The organism is Cupriavidus yeoncheonensis (assembly GCF_905397275.1).
Classification (GTDB): Bacteria; Pseudomonadota; Gammaproteobacteria; order Burkholderiales; family Burkholderiaceae; genus Cupriavidus; species Cupriavidus yeoncheonensis.
The window spans coordinates 160,319-176,718 of record NZ_CAJPUY010000009.1; the positions used below are offsets into that span (position 1 = coordinate 160,319).

Annotated in this window: 19 protein-coding genes; 15 read left to right on the plus strand and 4 right to left on the minus strand. The window is 65.4% G+C overall.

Annotation, left to right across the window (positions count from 1 at the left end; translation table 11 throughout):
* Nucleotides 1-82 precede the first annotated feature (82 nt).
* A complete protein-coding gene (locus tag KHO22_RS14295) occupies nt 83-1,009 on the plus strand; it encodes a DMT family transporter (protein ID WP_211947798.1) in 927 nt (308 codons plus the stop codon).
* Between the two features lie 88 nt (nt 1,010-1,097).
* The gene (locus tag KHO22_RS14300) at nt 1,098-1,685 is read left to right on the plus strand and encodes a malonic semialdehyde reductase (protein ID WP_211947799.1); all 588 of its coding nucleotides are present in this window, start codon (nt 1,098-1,100) and stop codon (nt 1,683-1,685) included.
* Nucleotides 1,686-1,752: 67 nt separating this feature from the next.
* Here the strand turns inward: KHO22_RS14300 and nth are convergent, their stop codons facing one another.
* Both nth and rsxB read right to left on the minus strand, forming a co-directional pair.
* Nucleotides 1,753-2,397, minus strand: coding sequence for an endonuclease III (nth, locus tag KHO22_RS14305; RefSeq protein WP_211947800.1), 645 nt, complete (start codon nt 2,395-2,397; stop codon nt 1,753-1,755).
* The gene (rsxB, locus tag KHO22_RS14310) at nt 2,394-3,158 is read right to left on the minus strand and encodes an electron transport complex subunit RsxB (protein ID WP_420839602.1); all 765 of its coding nucleotides are present in this window, start codon (nt 3,156-3,158) and stop codon (nt 2,394-2,396) included. The genes nth and rsxB overlap by 4 nt, the downstream gene beginning before the upstream one ends.
* A 207-nt stretch (nt 3,159-3,365) precedes the next feature.
* On the opposite strand from rsxB, the gene KHO22_RS14315 reads away from it, so the two are divergent.
* Complete coding sequence (locus tag KHO22_RS14315; RefSeq protein ID WP_211947801.1) at nt 3,366-3,998, plus strand: TetR/AcrR family transcriptional regulator; 633 nt, start codon at nt 3,366-3,368, stop codon at nt 3,996-3,998.
* 77 nt (nt 3,999-4,075) lie between these two features.
* Here the strand turns inward: KHO22_RS14315 and KHO22_RS14320 are convergent, their stop codons facing one another.
* Nucleotides 4,076-5,317: a polyhydroxyalkanoate depolymerase gene (locus tag KHO22_RS14320; protein ID WP_211947802.1), complete on the minus strand. Its 1,242-nt coding sequence runs from the start codon at nt 5,315-5,317 to the stop codon at nt 4,076-4,078.
* Nucleotides 5,318-5,581: 264 nt separating this feature from the next.
* Nucleotides 5,582-6,778 carry an amino acid aminotransferase gene (locus KHO22_RS14325; protein WP_211947803.1) on the minus strand — a complete coding sequence of 399 codons (1,197 nt, stop codon included), beginning with the start codon at nt 6,776-6,778 and terminating at the stop codon, nt 5,582-5,584.
* A gap of 174 nt (nt 6,779-6,952) precedes the next feature.
* Here KHO22_RS14325 and uvrB point away from each other — a divergent pair, with 174 nt between their 5' ends.
* The 12 genes from uvrB to hscB all read left to right on the plus strand — a co-directional run bounded on the left by uvrB (nt 6,953) and on the right by hscB (nt 16,392).
* Nucleotides 6,953-9,040 (plus strand): excinuclease ABC subunit UvrB, encoded by a 2,088-nt coding sequence (gene uvrB, locus KHO22_RS14330; RefSeq protein ID WP_211947804.1) that lies wholly within the window; start codon nt 6,953-6,955, stop codon nt 9,038-9,040.
* 104 nt (nt 9,041-9,144) lie between these two features.
* On the plus strand, nt 9,145-9,444 hold the full coding sequence (locus KHO22_RS14335; RefSeq protein ID WP_211947805.1) for a putative quinol monooxygenase: 300 nt from the start codon (nt 9,145-9,147) through the stop codon (nt 9,442-9,444).
* 17 nt (nt 9,445-9,461) lie between these two features.
* Entirely contained in the window at nt 9,462-9,683 is a 222-nt protein-coding gene (locus tag KHO22_RS14340) for a hypothetical protein (protein WP_211947806.1), read from the plus strand.
* Between the two features lie 49 nt (nt 9,684-9,732).
* Entirely contained in the window at nt 9,733-9,972 is a 240-nt protein-coding gene (locus KHO22_RS14345) for a hypothetical protein (RefSeq protein WP_211947807.1), read from the plus strand.
* Nucleotides 9,973-10,133: 161 nt separating this feature from the next.
* The gene (locus KHO22_RS14350; protein WP_211947808.1) at nt 10,134-10,625 is read left to right on the plus strand and encodes a low molecular weight protein-tyrosine-phosphatase; all 492 of its coding nucleotides are present in this window, start codon (nt 10,134-10,136) and stop codon (nt 10,623-10,625) included.
* Nucleotides 10,626-10,701: 76 nt separating this feature from the next.
* On the plus strand, nt 10,702-12,819 hold the full coding sequence (locus KHO22_RS14355) for a site-specific recombinase (RefSeq protein ID WP_211947809.1): 2,118 nt from the start codon (nt 10,702-10,704) through the stop codon (nt 12,817-12,819).
* 82 nt (nt 12,820-12,901) lie between these two features.
* Nucleotides 12,902-13,459 carry a Fe-S cluster assembly transcriptional regulator IscR gene (iscR, locus tag KHO22_RS14360; RefSeq protein WP_211947810.1) on the plus strand — a complete coding sequence of 186 codons (558 nt, stop codon included), beginning with the start codon at nt 12,902-12,904 and terminating at the stop codon, nt 13,457-13,459.
* A gap of 61 nt (nt 13,460-13,520) precedes the next feature.
* Nucleotides 13,521-14,744, plus strand: coding sequence for an IscS subfamily cysteine desulfurase (locus KHO22_RS14365; RefSeq protein ID WP_275950840.1), 1,224 nt, complete (start codon nt 13,521-13,523; stop codon nt 14,742-14,744).
* 52 nt (nt 14,745-14,796) lie between these two features.
* Complete coding sequence (iscU, locus tag KHO22_RS14370; RefSeq protein WP_211947812.1) at nt 14,797-15,198, plus strand: Fe-S cluster assembly scaffold IscU; 402 nt, start codon at nt 14,797-14,799, stop codon at nt 15,196-15,198.
* Between the two features lie 38 nt (nt 15,199-15,236).
* The gene (gene iscA, locus KHO22_RS14375; RefSeq protein ID WP_211947813.1) at nt 15,237-15,557 is read left to right on the plus strand and encodes an iron-sulfur cluster assembly protein IscA; all 321 of its coding nucleotides are present in this window, start codon (nt 15,237-15,239) and stop codon (nt 15,555-15,557) included.
* A 22-nt stretch (nt 15,558-15,579) separates the two neighbouring features.
* Entirely contained in the window at nt 15,580-15,822 is a 243-nt protein-coding gene (locus KHO22_RS14380) for a DUF3565 domain-containing protein (RefSeq protein ID WP_211947814.1), read from the plus strand.
* A gap of 51 nt (nt 15,823-15,873) precedes the next feature.
* Nucleotides 15,874-16,392, plus strand: a complete 519-nt coding sequence (gene hscB, locus KHO22_RS14385) for a Fe-S protein assembly co-chaperone HscB (RefSeq protein WP_211947815.1) — start codon at nt 15,874-15,876, stop codon at nt 16,390-16,392.
* Nucleotides 16,393-16,400 lie beyond the last annotated feature (8 nt).

The window sequence follows — 16,400 nt, forward strand, 5'->3', positions numbered from 1 at the left end:
AGCGCTCGCTGCCGTGCTGCTGGTGGCGCCGACGCCATTAGAATGCGGGATTGGCCCATTTGCCCGCCGTCCAACGTTCTCCATGACCGCTTCCACGTCCGCTGTCTCCGAACGCGCCCGCGAAAAGTTCGTCGGCGTGCTGCTGATTGCCCTGTCCGCGAGTGCCTTCGGTGCCATGGCGATCTTCGCCCGCTTCGCCTACGAGGCAGGTGCCGATGTCTATGGCCTGCTGACCGTGCGTTTCACGCTGGCTGCCGTGGCGCTGGCTTTCGTGATGCGCGGGCGGGGCATCCGGCTGCCGTCGTGGCAGCGCGTGCTGGCGCTGGCGGCCATGGGCGGCATCGGCTATGTCGGCCAGTCGTTCTGCTTCTTCAGTGCGCTCAACCATGCGCAGGCCAGCCTGGTGGCCTTGCTGCTGTACCTGTATCCGCTCTTTGTCACGATCCTCGCGGCCATCTTCCTCAAGGAGCGCCTGACGACCGCGGCGGTGATTGCCCTGGTGCTGTGCTCGGCGGGCGCGGGGCTCACCGTGGGCGGTGGCGAGGGCAGTCCGCTCGGCATTGCGCTGGGGCTGGCGGCTGCCGTGATCTATTCGGTCTACATCATCGTCGGCGCCCGCGTTACGGCGGGCGTCAATGCGATCGCCACCACCACGGTGATCTGCGCCGCGGCGGCGCTGGTCTACGGCACGATCAGCGTGCTGCGCCTGAGTGCCGGCATGCCACCGCAATTCCCCGCGACCGCGGGCGGCTGGCTGGCCATGCTGGGCATCGCGCTGCTGTCCACGGTGCTGGCGATCCTGACCTTCTTTGCCGGGCTGCAGCGACTGGGGGCGGCACAGGCGTCGATGCTGTCCACGCTAGAGCCGGTCGTCACGGTGGCGCTGGCCGCGGCCTTGCTCGGCGAGCATATCAGTGGCGCGCAAGCTGTTGGCGGCGGCCTGATCCTTGCCGGCGTGCTGTGGCTGACCCGTCGCGCCAGCGCACCGGCCAGGACGCAAGAGAATTGAATTTCCTGATCAAAGCGGCTGCATCGGCGTAACGCGGCCCTTGGGTACAATTCGCGTTCCCTTTCACCCAATGTACAGGAACGAGCGCATGTCCCAGATCGATCAGGCAGCCCTGGCCCAGTTGTTCACCGAAGCCCGCACGCACAACGTTTGGCAGGATCGTCACGTGGATGACGCCGTGCTGCACCAGGTCTATGAAGCCATGAAGTTCGGCCCGACCGCGGCCAACAGCTGCCCGGTGCGCATCGTTTTCGTCAAGAGCGCCGCCGAGAAGGCACGCCTGGTCGAGTGCGTCTCGGCCGGCAACGCGGACAAGACCCGTTCGGCGCCGGTCACGGCCATCATCGCCTTCGACAAGGCCTTCCATGACCAGCTTCCCAAGCTGTTCCCGCATGCCGACGCCCGTTCGTGGTACGCCGGCAATGAAGCCAAGATCGCCCGCGATGCCCTGGTGAACAGCTCGCTGCAAGGCGGCTACTTCATCCTGGCCGCGCGTGCCATGGGCCTGGACTGTGGCCCGATGGGCGGCTTCGATGCCGACAAGGTCAACGCCGCCTTCTTCCCGGACGGCAAGTGGGAAGTCAACTTCCTGTGCAATCTGGGCTACGGCGAAGGCGACAAGCTGTATCCGCGCCTGCCGCGCCTGTCGTTCGACGAGGCCTGCCGCGTGGTCTGAGACACTACATCTGCGCGCGCCATGAAGAAGACCCGCCTCGGCGGGTCTTTTTTGTTTTGGGCGACGCTCAGCCGCGCGGGGCCTCGGTCTTGTCGCGGAACTCGCACAGGGGCTCGATCACACAGTGCCAGCACTCGGGCTTGCGCGCCTTGCACACGTAGCGGCCATGCAGGATCAGCCAGTGATGGGCATCGTGCAGGAACTCCCTGGGCACCACCTTGAGCAGCTTGTCTTCGACGATCTGCACGTTCTTGCCCGGGGCCAGACCGGTACGGTTGGCCACGCGGAAGATGTGCGTGTCGACGGCGATGGTCGGCTCGCCGAACGCGGTGTTGAGCACCACGTTGGCGGTCTTGCGGCCCACGCCGGGCAGCGCCTCCAGCGCGGCGCGGTCGGGCGGGACCTTGCCGCCGTGCCGCTCGACCAGGATGCGGCAGGTCTCGATCACGTGCTTCGCCTTGGTCTTGTAGAGGCCGATGGTCTTGATATACCCGATCAGTCCTTCCTCGCCGAGCTCGAGCATCTGCTGCGGGGTATGCGCAACCGGATACAGCTTGCGGGTGGCCTTGTTCACGCCGATATCCGTGGCCTGCGCCGACAGCAGCACGGCGATCAGCAGCTCGAACGGGGAGCTGTACTCCAGTTCGGTGGCCGGCGCCGGGTTGACCTCGCGCAGGGTCTCGAACAGCGCACGGGACTTGGCAGCGTTCATTGTTCTGGTGGGGTGTTGTTGTCGTTGTCCGGGGCGCTGTCCTTGCCATCGTCCTGCCCCGGGCGCGGCGCGCTTTCGGCATTGCCGGGCCGGGCGGCCTGCTGCTTCTGGCGCGCACGTTCGATAGCGGCCTGGATGATGGCGCGCTTGCGTTCCTGTGCCGCGCGCTCGGTGTCGGATTGCGCGGCTTCGGCCTGCAGCGCCTGCAGCTTGGCGGCGGCCTTGGCCGCGAGGCGGGCGTCGTTCTCCTCGCGCTCGCGCACCAGCCGCTGCTTGCGCGCGAGGTAGCGTGCGTGGGCGGCATCGGCCTGTTCCTGCGTCCAGGCGTCCCAGCCGGTGCGCTGGCCGGTGACCGGCACCATGTCGATGCAGTCGACCGGGCAGGGCGGCACGCAGAGGTCGCAGCCGGTACAAAGGTCCGGAATGATGGTGTGCATCTGCTTGGCCGCGCCGGCGATGGCGTCGACCGGGCAGGCCTGGATGCAGAGCGTGCAGCCGATACACAGGCTTTCGTCGATGCGCGCCACGGCGCGCGGGTGCTCGACGCCGCGTTCCGGATCGAGCGGCAGCGGCTCGGTGGCGAGCAGCGCGGACAGGCGGCGGATTCCCTCCGCGCCGCCGGGCGGGCAGCGATTGCAGGCGGCTTCGCCGCTGGCCATGGCTTCGGCGTACGGACGGCAACCGTTGAAGCCGCACTTGGTGCACTGGGTTTGCGGCAGCAGCGCCTCAAGGCGGTCTGCGAGGGTGTGGGCGGAACTCACGACAACAGCAAGAATGGCGGGAAGGGGAAAGGTTCGCGGCGACGGCGGGTTGCCGGCGGAAGTGCGGGCCGGCCTCTGCGGGCCGTGCGCCGCACGGATTATCCCCGATTTCGCGATCGGGCAAAACCGGCCATCATGCGCGACGGCCAGCCGGCCAGAAGCGCGCGCGGCTGTGCCATAATCCGCGCAAACATCGACCCTTACCCCATGTCAAACGAGACCAGAACGAAACGGGACCCAGAGGGCACGCGCCGCCGCATCCTGGCGGCGGCCACGGAGGAATTTGCCAAGGGCGGCCTGGCCGGCGCCCGTGTCGACCAGATCGCGCGCCGTGCCGAGACCAACGAGCGCATGCTGTATTACTACTACGGCAGCAAGGAAGGGCTCTTCCTTGCCGTGCTGGAGAAGCAGTACGCGGAATTCAGGGCTGCGGAGGAGCAGCTGCACATCACGGACGAAGATCCCGTCGCGGGGGTCCGCACGCTGGCCCGCTTCGTCTGGGACTGGTACTACCAGCACCCCGAGTTCATCCGGCTCGTCAACAGCGAGAACCTGCACGAGGCGCGTCACCTGAAGAAATCGGCGCAACTGCACCAGCTTGTCAACCCGATCGTCAACGTGCTGGCGGACATCATCCGCCGCGGCCAGCAGCAGGGGCTGTTCCGTGACAACGTCGATGTCCCGCAGTTCTACCTGACCATCTCGGCGCTGGGCTATTACGTGCTGTCGAACTGCTACACGATCAGCGCGGTGATCGGCAGGGACGTGGCGTCGCAGGACGAGCACGAGCGGTTCGCCGAGCTGCACACGGAGATGCTGCTGAGCTACCTGCGACGCTGAGTTCCTCGCGCGTCATTGGCAGGCCCAAATGAAGAACGCCCGCAGTGCGGGCGTTTTTTGCATGGCAGGCGGACCGTTTACCGGTACTTGCGGATGAATTCGCGCAACTGCGGATAGATTTCATCGCGCCAGCGGCGGCCCGAGAAAATCCCGTAGTGGCCGCACTTGGACGCGGACAGGTGGTGCTTGTCCGCGTCCGCGATGCCCGCACACAGTTCGTGCGCCGCGGCGGTCTGGCCGGCGCCGGAGATATCGTCGAGTTCGCCTTCGACCGTCAGCAGCGCGGTGCCCTTGATGTCCTGCGGGCGCACCGGATTGCCGTCGATGGCCCAGGTGCCGTTGGCCAGCCTGAACTCCTGGAAGACTTCGCGGATGGTGTCGAGGTAGTACTCGGCCGCCATGTCGAGCACGGCGTTGTACTCGTCGTAGAAGCGCACGTGGGCTTCCGCGTCGTCGGCATCGCCCTGGATCAGGCTCAGGTAGTAGTCATAGTGCGACGACAGGTGGCGGTCCGGATTCATGGCCACGAAGCCGGCATGCTGCAGGAAGCCGGGATAGACGCGGCGGCCGTGGCCGGGGTAGTTGGCCGGCACGGTGTAGATGACGTTGTTCTCGAACCACTCGAACGACTTGTTGGTTGCCAGGGAATTGACCGCCGTCGGGCTCTTGCGAGCGTCGATCGGCCCACCCATCATGGTCATGGTGCGTGGCGTCTGCTCGCCGGCCGAGGCCATCAGCGAGATCGCCGCCAGCACGGGCACCGTCGGCTGGCACACCGAAATGACGTGCAGCTTGTCCGCGCCGATGTGGCGGATGAACTCCTGGATGTAATAGATATAGTCCGACAGGTGGAACGGACCGTGTTCGGCCGGCACCATGCGGGCGTCGATCCAGTCGGTCACGTAGACCTTGTGGTCCTGCAGCAAGGTGCGCACGGTATCGCGCAGCAGCGTGGCATGGTGGCCGGACAGCGGCGCGGCCACCAGGACCACGGGCTCGTCCTTCAGCAGCTTGATGGTGTCCGGATCGTCGGCATAGCGCTTGAAGCGGACCAGCCGGCAAAACGGCTTTTCCAGGATGGTCTGTTCGACGATCGGGATCTCGCGCCCGTTCGAGCGCACCGACCTGATGTCGAATGAGGGTTTCTCGTATTCCTTGCCGAGCCTGTACAGGAGTTCGTATCCGGCCGCCAGGCGGGGTGCGCCGGGAACCAGGGACAATGGGCTGAGGGGATTGGTGAAAGTCTTGGCGGTCGCCTGTGCCCACGCGGTCAGCGGGTGCAACATCGAGCGTTGGAACTCATGCAGTTGGTAGAGCATGGCGGTCTGGCCTGGTAATACGTCTTTCTGGAGGGGGCACTATCTTGGACTTGCGTGCCGATTATGCACGCAAGCAAACGATCGTGCTGTGCAGCATATACCCTAAGGTACGGCGGCAACGGGAAAAGACAATAGCCCAAAGGCCTTAATTCCGCATGACAAAACGGCATGACCAAGAGAAAAGGCAGCCGTAGCTGCCTTTTGTTGTTTCCTGCATCATGGCAGGCACTGTCGGCGTGTCGACAGTACCCGACATTGCGGCGCTTAGAGCACTGCGGCGATCGCGTCGACGACGGCGTCGATGTTGCGGCTGTTCAGCGCGGCCACGCAGATGCGGCCGGTGCCGACGGCGTAGATGCCGTGCTCGTTGCGCAGGCGATCCACTTGCGCCGAGTTCAGGCCCGAGTACGAGAACATGCCGCGCTGGGACTTCACGAACGAGAAGTCAGTCTTTACGCCCTTGGCGGCCAGCTTGTCGACCAGCGCGTGGCGCATCAGCTTGATGCGGTCGCGCATTTCGGCCAGCTCCTGCTCCCACATCGCGCGCAGTTCCGGGCTGTTCAGCACGGTGGCGACCACGGTGCCGCCGTGCGTCGGCGGGTTCGAGTAGTTGGTGCGGATCACGCGCTTGACCTGCGACAGCACACGCTGGGCTTCGTCCTTGCTGGTGGTGACGATCGACAGGGCGCCGACGCGTTCGCCATACAGCGAGAAGCTCTTCGAGAACGAGCTCGACACGAAGAAGGGCAGGCCGGAATCGGCAAACAGGCGCACGGCCGCGCCGTCCGGGTCGATGCCATCGGCAAAGCCCTGATAGGCCATGTCCAGGAACGGGATCAGGTTGCGTTCCTGGATCACCGCGACCACTTCCTTCCACTGGTCGGCCGACAGGTCGACGCCGGTCGGGTTGTGGCAGCAGGCGTGCAGCACGACGATGGTGTTGGCCGGGTACAACTTCAGCGATTCCAGCATGCCGGCGAAGTTCAGGCCGTGGCTGGGCGCGTCGTAGTAAGCGTAGTTCACCACTTCGAATCCGGCCGATTCGAACAGCGCGCGGTGGTTTTCCCAGCTCGGGTCGCTGATGGCGACCTTGGAGGCCGGGTACAGGCGCTTCAGGAAGTCGGCGCCGATCTTCAGCGCGCCGGTGCCGCCGAGTGCCTGTGCCGTCACGACGCGGCCTTCAGTGATCAGCGGCGATTCCTTGCCGAACAGCAGCGATTGCACGGCCTGGTCATAGGCGGCAATGCCCTCGATGGGCAGGTAGCCTCGCGGGGTGGCGGTCGTCAGGCGCGCCTTTTCCGCTTCCTGCACGGCTCGCAGCAGGGGAATCTTCCCTTCGTCGGTGAAGTACACGCCAACGCCCAGGTTCACCTTGGTGGCGCGGGTGTCGGCATTGAAAGCTTCATTCAGGCCCAGGATCGGGTCGCGCGGGGCCATTTCGACGGCAGAAAACAAACTCATTTGGACTCTCGTGGTCGGCAATGTAAGAAAACGGGAAGGCGTAGAATGCTTCGGACTGCGCTGGGGGGCGTGCGGCAGACCTGCTTGCTGGCGTTGACGGCTTGAAGCGGCCTGTGCAACCCCAAGATTCTAGCGTATCCGCCCCCCTTTCTCAGGTTTTTCCCCTAGCTGCCTATGTCAAACCTTGCCGAAGCCGCGCCGGCCCTGGACGAAGACAAAATCGTTACTTTTCCGGGCTCGCCGTTCCAGCTCTACCAGCCGTTCGCGCCGGCCGGCGACCAGCCCGAGGCGATCCGGCAACTGGTGGAGGGCGTGGACGACGGCCTCTCGTTCCAGACGCTGCTAGGGGTGACGGGCTCGGGCAAGACCTACACCATGGCCAACGTGATCGCCCGCATGGGGCGCCCGGCCATTGTCTTTGCGCCCAACAAGACGCTGGCGGCACAGCTGTATTCCGAGTTCCGCGAGTTCTTCCCGCGCAACGCCGTCGAGTATTTCGTCAGCTACTACGACTACTACCAGCCCGAGGCCTACGTCCCGCAGCGCGACCTGTTCATCGAGAAGGATTCGTCGATCAACGAGCACATCGAGCAGATGCGCCTGTCCGCCACCAAGAGCCTGCTGGAGCGCCGCGACACGGTGATCGTGGCGACGGTGTCGGCCATCTACGGTATCGGCAACCCGAGCGAATACCATCAGATGATCCTGACGCTGCGCGCCGGGGACAAGGTCAGCCAGCGCGACGTGATCGCGCGGCTGATCGCGATGCAGTACACGCGCAACGAGACCGATTTCCAGCGCGGCACCTTCCGCGTGCGTGGCGATACCATCGACATCTTCCCGGCCGAACACGCCGAGATGGCGGTGCGGCTCGAGATGTTCGACGACGAAGTCGAGTCCCTCCAGTTCTTCGACCCGCTCACCGGCCGCGTGCGTCAGAAGATTCCGCGCTTCACGGTCTATCCGTCCAGCCACTACGTGACGCCGCGCGAAACGGTGCTGCGCGCGATCGAGGACATCAAGTCCGAACTGCGCGAACGGTTGGAGTTCTTCCACAAGGAAGGCAAGCTGGTCGAGGCCCAGCGGCTGGAGCAGCGCACGCGCTTCGACCTGGAAATGCTGTCCGAGCTGGGTTTCTGCAAAGGTATCGAGAACTACTCGCGCCACCTGTCGGGCGCCAGGCCCGGCGATCCGCCGCCGACGCTGGTTGACTACCTGCCGCCGGACGCGCTGATGTTCCTGGATGAATCCCACGTGCTGATCGGCCAGCTCAACGGCATGTACAACGGCGACCGCGCGCGCAAGACCACCCTGGTCGAGTACGGCTTCCGGCTGCCGTCGGCGCTGGACAACCGGCCGCTCAAGTTCGGCGAGTTCGAGCGCAAGATGCGGCAGGTGATGTTCGTTTCCGCCACGCCGGCCCAGTTCGAGAAGGAGCATGCCGGGCAGGTGGTGGAACAGGTCGTGCGCCCGACCGGGCTGGTCGATCCGACCATCCTCGTGCGCCCGGCCAGCACCCAGGTGGATGACCTGCTGTCCGAGATCCACTTGCGCGTGGAGGCTGGCGACCGCGTGCTGGTGACCACGCTGACCAAGCGCATGGCCGAACAGCTGACCGAGTTCCTGTCGGAGAACGGCGTCAAGGTGCGTTACCTGCACTCGGACATCGACACCGTGGAACGCGTGGAAATCATCCGCGATCTGCGCCTGGGCACCTTCGACGTGCTGGTGGGTATCAACCTGCTGCGCGAGGGGCTGGATATCCCCGAAGTGTCGCTGGTGGCCATCCTCGACGCGGACAAGGAAGGCTTCCTGCGCGCCGAGCGTTCGCTGATCCAGACCATCGGCCGGGCGGCGCGCAACGTGAACGGCACGGCGATCCTGTACGCCGACCGCATGACGGACTCGATGCGGCGGGCCATCGATGAAACGGAGCGCCGCCGCGCCAAGCAGGTGGCCTTCAACGAAGCCAACGGCATTACGCCGCGCGGCGTGGTCAAGCGGATCAAGGACATCATCGACGGCGTCTACGATGCGGGCGAGGTCAAGGCCGAACTGCTGGCGGCGCAGGAGCGTGCCCGCTACGAGGATATGAGCGAGAAGCAGGTTTCGAAGGAGATCAAGCGCCTTGAAAAGCTCATGATGGATCACGCCAGGAATCTCGAATTCGAAAAGGCGGCGCAAGTGCGCGACCAGCTCGCCAAGCTCAAGGCGCAGCTGTTCGGCGCCAGCGGCGAAGAGGCGCCGCTGCCGTCGGCTTAAGAACCCATTTCAGAATGCGGAAGGGGCGCGAAGGCTTTGCCGGCGCGCCAGGGGCGCGTGCTGGCCTATAGTGAAATGCGTTACGCCAGATCAGGAGATACGCCATGGTCAAGGTTGCGCTGTGGGTGCCGCTCGAAGCCGTGCCGGGCAAGGAAGCGGAGGTGGAGCGGTTCTTGAACGACGGCTTGCCGCTGGTCCAGCAGGAGGCTGGCACCACGGCCTGGTTCGCGCTGCGGCTGGGGCCATCGCGCTTTGGCATCTTCGATGCCTTTCCCGACGAGGCTTCGCGTGATGCGCATCTGGCGGGCAAGGTGGCGGCAGCGCTGATCGCCAGGGCGCCGGACTTGTTTGTTGGCGCACCGCCGATCCAGAAGATCGAAGTCCTGGCAGCCAAGCTGCCGTGAACGCGCGGGAGCCCGATATGGAACGACGGTTCGAATACGGGGGCTATGTCGTGGTCGCGAGCGCGGTCCCGGAAGCTGGTGGCGGCTTTGCCGCGCAGGTCAGGATTGCCGACGCCTTCGGCGAGACTTCCGGCCCGACGTTCGAGGCGCTGGCCGGCAGGGCGCCGACGCCCGAGGCCGCGGTCGCCATGGCGGAGGCCGCCGCCATGCGCACCATTGATGCCGGCGAGGTCAACTAGCACCGAGCAGCGCAAGGCGCGGGCACGCCCATCATTCCTGGAGACGGTCATGGCCGAAATCGGCGAATGGAAGAAGAAGGTCTATGAAACCCACGAAGTGCAGGTCCAGGTGCGGCTTCGCTCGCAAAGCGAGTGGGAATACACGGTTCGCGTCTGCCGCGCGGGCTGCAATATCCGCGCGACCGCGACGCTGATCGAAAAATCCCTGATCACCGACCACTACAAGTCTGCCGAAGCCGCGGAGATCGCCGGCTTTGCGCACGGAGAGCGGCTGGCCAAGCGGCTCTAGCGGCTCTGGCGGCCTGCCGCCGGCTGGCGGCGCTAAAATCGCGTCCTTCGCCGGCAAGGCCTCCACGCGGCACCGGGTAGGGTCCGGCCCACGGCTGGTGCTTTGCGCCGGGTGGGTGCCGCCTGCTGGCCGCTTCCGTCCATTTCACCAGGCAGAAAGCCATGAAGAAATACGCCATCCTGATGTGCTGCATGGGAAACATCTGCCGCTCGCCGACGGCCGAGGCGGTGTTGCGCGCCAAACTCGCCGCGGCCGGGCTTGGCGACCTGGTCGAGCTCGACTCGGCCGGCACCCATGACTACCACCTTGGCCGCGCCCCGGATCCGCGCACCCAGCGCCATGCGCAACGGCGCGGCTATGACCTGTCGGCGCTGCGGGCCCGCAAGGTCGGCTTGCCGGATTTCACGCGTTTCGACCTCGTGCTGGCCATGGACCGGGACAACCTCGAACGCCTGTCCGCCTTGTGTCCGCAGGCCGATGCACGGCAGTTGCGGCTGCTGATGAGCTTTGCCACCCGTCACGACGCGGACGAGGTGCCCGACCCCTATTACGGCGAAGTCGACGGTTTCGAGCGCGTGCTCGACTATGTGGAAGATGCCTGCGATGGCATCGTCGACATGCTGCGCCAGCGTCTGCGTGATGCGCCCGCCTGAGGTGCTCGCCTGAGGTGCGCCTAACGCGCCCGCCTGAGGCGCGGCGCCGACGTTCCGCCATCCCTTGTGAGAATGCATGCTTCGAACCCTGTTCCGGAAATGGCGCGAGTCGCGCAATGCAAGCCTTCAACTCGACGCCATCCTGACGGCGACGGACCCGGATGCGCCGCTGGCGGAGCGCAACCGGTGGCTGATCGAACTGGGCTTCTGGATCCGCCGCGACGGCATGGCCGGCGTGGAGGTCGATGGCGGTGAAGGCCCCGGGCGCGGCACGCGCAGCTTTCGCGAACATGTGCGCATGCGCTACCTGGTGCAGGTGCTGGAACGCCATCCCGACTGGGCGGAACGATTCGGCGCCACGATGCGCAGCATCGTGCGCGACAACGATCCCACCGCGCTGTTCTGCGATACCGGCGTGGCGTCCCATCCGGGCTTCGTCAGCGAGATGGTCCACCGCCTGCAGGCGCGCTTTCTGCCGCCGCCGCCGAACCGCAGCGACATGGCGGCGCTGTTCGCGCTGCTGTTCGTCGGGCAGCACGATGCCGAATGGGTCGAAGCCCTCGACGACGAACTGCTTGCCCGGCTCGCGCGCGTGCTTCGCGCGGGCATGACCGCTGCGGGTGAGGCCGATGGAGGTGCGCAGGCGATGGCCCGCTACTGGGCGGCGCTCGGACACATGCTGTCGACCAGCATCGCCGTGCTCGTGAGCCAGGTCCGCGCCACCGGCCTGAGCCAGTCCGTGCGCTCGCGCCTGCGGGGCAGGGTGGAAGACACGCCGTTCTACCAGCTCGACAGCGCCATCAAGGCATTGTGCGAGCCCGGCCTGACGCATGCTGACGAGGCCTTCGGCCATCGCCTGAACTATTTCCGCGCGCTGCTCGACGGCTGCCATGCCGCCGCCCTCCAGGTCTATGCGGAACTGGAGGAGAACGGGGTCTCGGTGGAGGTCGTGTTCCAGATCGAGCGCATGAAGGTTCAGCTCGCGCGTATCGAGTTGCTGCTGGCCGCATGGGTGGAGCCGGGTCGTCCTGGCATGCACGCGCACCTGGTGGCGGAGCTGATCCGTTCCACGCAGGCGCGCCGCAGTGTGTCCGACCTGGCCGGCGCCTCGTTCGCGCAACTGGCGCGCCGGGTGGTGGAGCGCTCGGCCGAGACCGGCGAGCACTACATCACGCGCGACCGCAAGGAGTATGGCGAACTCATGCGGGCGGCGGCCGGTGGCGGGCTGATCACCGTTGCGACCGTGTACCTGAAGTTCCTGATCTACGGCCTGCACCTCGACAAGTTCATCGAAGGGCTGCTCGCCTCGCTCAATTACGCGGGCAGCTTCCTAATCATCCATTTCGCGCATTTCACGCTCGCCACCAAGCAGCCCGCCATGACCGGCCCGGCACTCGCGCACCGGCTCGATGCGGTTGGGCGGCCTGAAGGGCTAGAAGTGTTCGTCGACGATACCATCGCGATGATCCGGTCCAATGCGGCCGCCATCTTCGGCAACCTGGCGGTGGTGTTTCCTGTCGCGCTGGCGATCCAGTGGCTGGCCAACAAGATCCTGGGCGCCAACCTGATCACGCCGGCCAAGGCCATTGCCACCATCGAATCGTTCTCGATCGTGGGGCCGACTCCGCTCTACGCGGTGTTCACGGGCGTGCTGCTGTGGCTGTCGAGCCTGATCGCGGGCTGGGCCGACAACTGGTTCGCACTGCATAAGGTGCACGACGTCATGGCCTACAACCGCCGCCTGCGCTATGTGCTGGGCGAGCGCGGGGCGCAGCGGCTCGCCGACTTCTGGCAGCGCAATATGTCCGGCATCAGCGCCAATGTGTCGCTGGGTTTGCTGCTGGGGCTGGGGCCGGAAATCCTGAGCTTCGTCGGTCCGCATATGGAAGTGCGGCACGTGACGCTTTCGACGGGCTCGGTGGGCACCGCGCTCGGGGTGCTGGGACTGGAGGCGCTGCGGCTGCCTTCGCTCTGGCTCGCGGTGGCTGGCATCGCGCTGATGGGGGTGCTGAACGTGGCGGTGAGCTTCGCGCTGGCCTTCAATATGGCGCTGCGGTCACGTAGCCTGAGGCGGGTGGACCGGGCCGAACTCAGCGCGGCCGTGCGGCGCCGCATCCTGAAGCACCCACTGTCACTGATCGTGCCGCCCCGGATGGCAGGCGCGGAGCCGGTTGCGGGCAGCCGCCGGGCTTGATGCAGTGCCGTAGGGGTAGTTGACTGAATTACTCGGGTACCTTTATACTTGACGGAAACGATCAAGTATTAAGCCCTGCATCATGAGACTGACCACCAAAGGCCGCTTCGCGGTAACTGCGATGATCGACCTGGCCATGCGCCAGGATCAGGGACCCGTCACGCTCGCCGGCATCAGCCAGCGGCAGAAGATCTCGCTGTCCTACCTGGAACAGCTGTTCGGCAAGCTGCGCCGGCATGAGATCGTCGAAAGCGTGCGCGGCCCCGGCGGTGGCTACAGCCTCGCGCGCAAGGCAGAAGACGTCACCGTGGCGGACATCATCATCGCCGTGGACGAGCCCCTCGATGCCACCCAGTGCGGTGGAAAGGGCAATTGTAACGGAGACGACGGCTCCGGGCGTTGCATGACCCACGAACTGTGGGCGACGCTGAACCAGAAGATGGTCGAATACCTCGATTCCGTCTCCCTCAAGAACCTCGTGGACCAGCAGCGCGCCAAGCAGCCGGCCGTCCTGCACGACATGCGCGAAGACGCCGCCGTGCAGCAGGCGGCACCCGCAGTGCGCGGCAAGGCGGACGCGGCAGAGAAGCCAGTCCGCGCCCGGGTGGTGAATTCGGTTTTCAGCCTGGCGCAGTCCTGAAGCGCCCGGCAGGCAAGCAGCGAAGCAAGCGATCAGCGGTCCCCCTGAACAGAAGGCAGTCATAACGATGAGCACCCCACATTTCCCCATCTACATGGATTACTCGGCCACGACACCGGTGGACCCGCGCGTGGCGGACAAGATGATTCCGTACCTGCGCGAGCAGTTCGGCAATCCCGCGTCGCGCAGCCACGCCTATGGCTGGGATGCGGAGCGTGCGGTGGAAGAGGCGCGTGAACAGGTGGCCGCACTGGTCGGCGCCGATCCGCGTGAAATCGTGTGGACGTCGGGGGCGACGGAATCGGACAACCTGGCGATCAAGGGCGCCGCAAATTTCTATTCGGGCAAGGGCAAGCACATCATCACGGTGAAGACCGAGCACAAGGCCGTGCTCGACACCACGCGTGAGCTGGAGCGCCAGGGCTTCGAGGTGACCTACCTCGACGTGAAGGACGACGGCCTGATCGACATGGAAGTGTTCAAGCAGGCCATTCGCCCGGACACGATCCTGGTGTCGGTGATGCTGGTGAACAACGAGATCGGCGTGATCCAGGACGTCGAGCAGATCGGCGCGATCTGCCGCGAGAAGGGCATCATTTTCCATTGCGACGCCGCGCAGGCGACCGGCAAGGTAGCGATCGACCTGAACACGCTGAAGTGCGACCTGATGTCGTTCTCGGCCCACAAGACCTACGGCCCGAAGGGCATCGGCGCGCTCTACGTGCGCCGCAAGCCGCGCGTGCGCATCGAGGCGCAGATGCACGGCGGCGGCCATGAGCGCGGCATGCGCTCGGGCACGCTGGCCCCGCACCAGATCGTCGGCATGGGCGAAGCCTTCCGCATCGCCCGCGAGGAAATGGCGACCGAGAACGAGCGCATCCGCATGCTGCGCGATCGCCTGTGGAACGGCCTGAAGAGCATGGAAGAGGTCTACCTGAACGGCGACTTCGAGCAGCGCGTGCCGCACAACCTGAACGTCAGCTTCAACTTCGTCGAAGGCGAGTCGCTGATCATGGCAATCAAGGACGTGGCGGTGTCGTCGGGCTCGGCCTGCACCTCGGCCTCGCTGGAGCCGTCTTACGTGCTGCGCGCGCTGGGCCGCAATGACGAGCTCGCGCACAGCTCGATCCGCTTCACGGTCGGCCGCTTCACCACCGAGCAGGAAATCGACTTCACCGTCGAACTGCTCAAGAGCAAGATCGGCAAGCTGCGCGACCTGTCGCCGCTGTGGGAGATGTTCAAGGACGGCGTCGACCTGAATTCGATCCAGTGGGCCGCGCACTGAGCGCCGCCCGCATGCACGACCCCCATAAAAGATTACGCACGAGGTAAGCAAAATGTCATACAGCACCAAGGTTCTCGACCACTATGAAAACCCCCGCAACGTCGGCTCCTTTGACAAGGGTGATGACACCGTGGGTACCGGCATGGTCGGTGCCCCGGCTTGCGGCGACGTGATGAAGCTCCAGATCAAGGTGAACGAAGCCGGCGTGATCGAAGACGCCAAGTTCAAGACCTATGGCTGTGGCTCGGCCATTGCCTCGTCCTCGCTCGTGACCGAGTGGGTGAAGGGCAAGACCGTCGACCAGGCGCTGGATATCAAGAACACGCAGATCGCCGAAGAACTGGCACTGCCACCGGTGAAGATCCACTGCTCGATTCTCGCCGAGGACGCCATCAAGGCCGCCGTCGAGGACTACAAGAAGAAGCACCCGGCCGCCGACCAGAAGGCCGCCTGAGCTTCTTGAGTTCCGAACGTAGAAGGGAAGACGCAACGATGATCACGATGACCGAGAAGGCCGCCAGGCACGTGGCCCGTTACCTGGAGCGCCGCGGCAAGGGCGTGGGCCTGCGCCTTGGCGTGAAGACCACGGGCTGCTCGGGCCTGGCCTACAAGCTCGAATACGTTGACGAGCTGCATCCTGAAGACCAGGTGTTCGAGACGCACGGCATCAAGGTCATTGTCGACGCCAAGAGCCTGCCGTACATCGACGGCACCGAACTCGACTACGCGCGCGAAGGGTTGAACGAAGGTTTCCGCTTCAACAATCCGAACGTGAAGGACGAGTGCGGCTGCGGCGAGTCCTTCACGGTCTGAACGCCGGCGCGGACGGTACCGGATGGAACGCTGCATCGTCGGCTTCCATCGGGACGAGGAAGGCGACTGGGTCGCCGAACTCGATTGCGGGCACGGGCAGCACATGCGCCACAATCCGCCCTGGCAACTGCGGCCGTGGACGGCCACGGAGCGGGGCAGGGCGGCCCGGCTTGGCGCAACGGTGAACTGCCTGAAATGCGATCGCAACGAAGCGCCGGCCGATTGGGCGCGGGAACCTGAGCAGCGGCGCGCCGGAGGCGGTTGACGTGAATGCACAAGGGGGCGGCGCGGCCGCTCCTTTTTGTTGGGGAAGCTGTTGAAAGACGATTTTTTTGCGCTGTTCGGCTTGCCATTGCAGTTCGGCGTGGATGAGGCGGCGCTGGATGCCGCTTACCGTACCGTGCAGTCGCAGGCGCATCCGGACCGCTTCGCCAATGCGGGCGACGCCGAGCGGCGCGTGGCGATGCAGTGGGCCGCGCATGCCAACGAGGCCTACCGCACGCTGCGCCAGCCGCTCAAGCGCGCGATCTACCTGCTGGGTTTGCGCGGCGTGGATGTGCAGGCGGAGAACAACACCGCCATGTCGCCCGCGTTCCTGATGCAGCAGATGGAATGGCGCGAGGACTTGCAGGACGCCGTCGAGTCCCGTGATATCGGTCGCCTGGATGGCCTGCTGCGTTCGTTGCGCCAGGAAAAGCGCGAGCGGCATGCGGCGCTTGGCGCGCTGCTGGACGCCGGCGACAACCAGGCCGCGGGTGCGGCGGTACGGCAGCTGATGTTCATCGAGAAGATCGAACACGATACCAGCGAAGCGATCGACCGGCTGGAAGAGTAGTCCCGGCA

Excerpts from the sequence above, each read along its gene's own strand:
- KHO22_RS14355 (WP_211947809.1), top strand. The coding sequence starts at position 10,702 with ATGCTTCGAACCCTGTTCCGGAAATGGCGCGAGTCGCGCAATGCAAGC.
- KHO22_RS14335 (WP_211947805.1), top strand. The coding sequence starts at position 9,145 with ATGGTCAAGGTTGCGCTGTGGGTGCCGCTCGAAGCCGTGCCGGGCAAG.
- KHO22_RS14300 (WP_211947799.1), top strand. The coding sequence starts at position 1,098 with ATGTCCCAGATCGATCAGGCAGCCCTGGCCCAGTTGTTCACCGAAGCC.
- KHO22_RS14350 (WP_211947808.1), top strand. The coding sequence starts at position 10,134 with ATGAAGAAATACGCCATCCTGATGTGCTGCATGGGAAACATCTGCCGC.
- KHO22_RS14340 (WP_211947806.1), top strand. The coding sequence starts at position 9,462 with ATGGAACGACGGTTCGAATACGGGGGCTATGTCGTGGTCGCGAGCGCG.
- KHO22_RS14295 (WP_211947798.1), top strand. The coding sequence starts at position 83 with ATGACCGCTTCCACGTCCGCTGTCTCCGAACGCGCCCGCGAAAAGTTC.
- iscR (WP_211947810.1), top strand. The coding sequence starts at position 12,902 with ATGAGACTGACCACCAAAGGCCGCTTCGCGGTAACTGCGATGATCGAC.
- KHO22_RS14315 (WP_211947801.1), top strand. The coding sequence starts at position 3,366 with ATGTCAAACGAGACCAGAACGAAACGGGACCCAGAGGGCACGCGCCGC.
- iscU (WP_211947812.1), top strand. The coding sequence starts at position 14,797 with ATGTCATACAGCACCAAGGTTCTCGACCACTATGAAAACCCCCGCAAC.
- KHO22_RS14320 (WP_211947802.1), bottom strand. The coding sequence starts at position 5,317 with ATGCTCTACCAACTGCATGAGTTCCAACGCTCGATGTTGCACCCGCTG.
- nth (WP_211947800.1), bottom strand. The coding sequence starts at position 2,397 with ATGAACGCTGCCAAGTCCCGTGCGCTGTTCGAGACCCTGCGCGAGGTC.
- KHO22_RS14325 (WP_211947803.1), bottom strand. The coding sequence starts at position 6,778 with ATGAGTTTGTTTTCTGCCGTCGAAATGGCCCCGCGCGACCCGATCCTG.
- KHO22_RS14380 (WP_211947814.1), top strand. The coding sequence starts at position 15,580 with ATGGAACGCTGCATCGTCGGCTTCCATCGGGACGAGGAAGGCGACTGG.
- uvrB (WP_211947804.1), top strand. The coding sequence starts at position 6,953 with ATGTCAAACCTTGCCGAAGCCGCGCCGGCCCTGGACGAAGACAAAATC.
- KHO22_RS14345 (WP_211947807.1), top strand. The coding sequence starts at position 9,733 with ATGGCCGAAATCGGCGAATGGAAGAAGAAGGTCTATGAAACCCACGAA.
- iscA (WP_211947813.1), top strand. The coding sequence starts at position 15,237 with ATGATCACGATGACCGAGAAGGCCGCCAGGCACGTGGCCCGTTACCTG.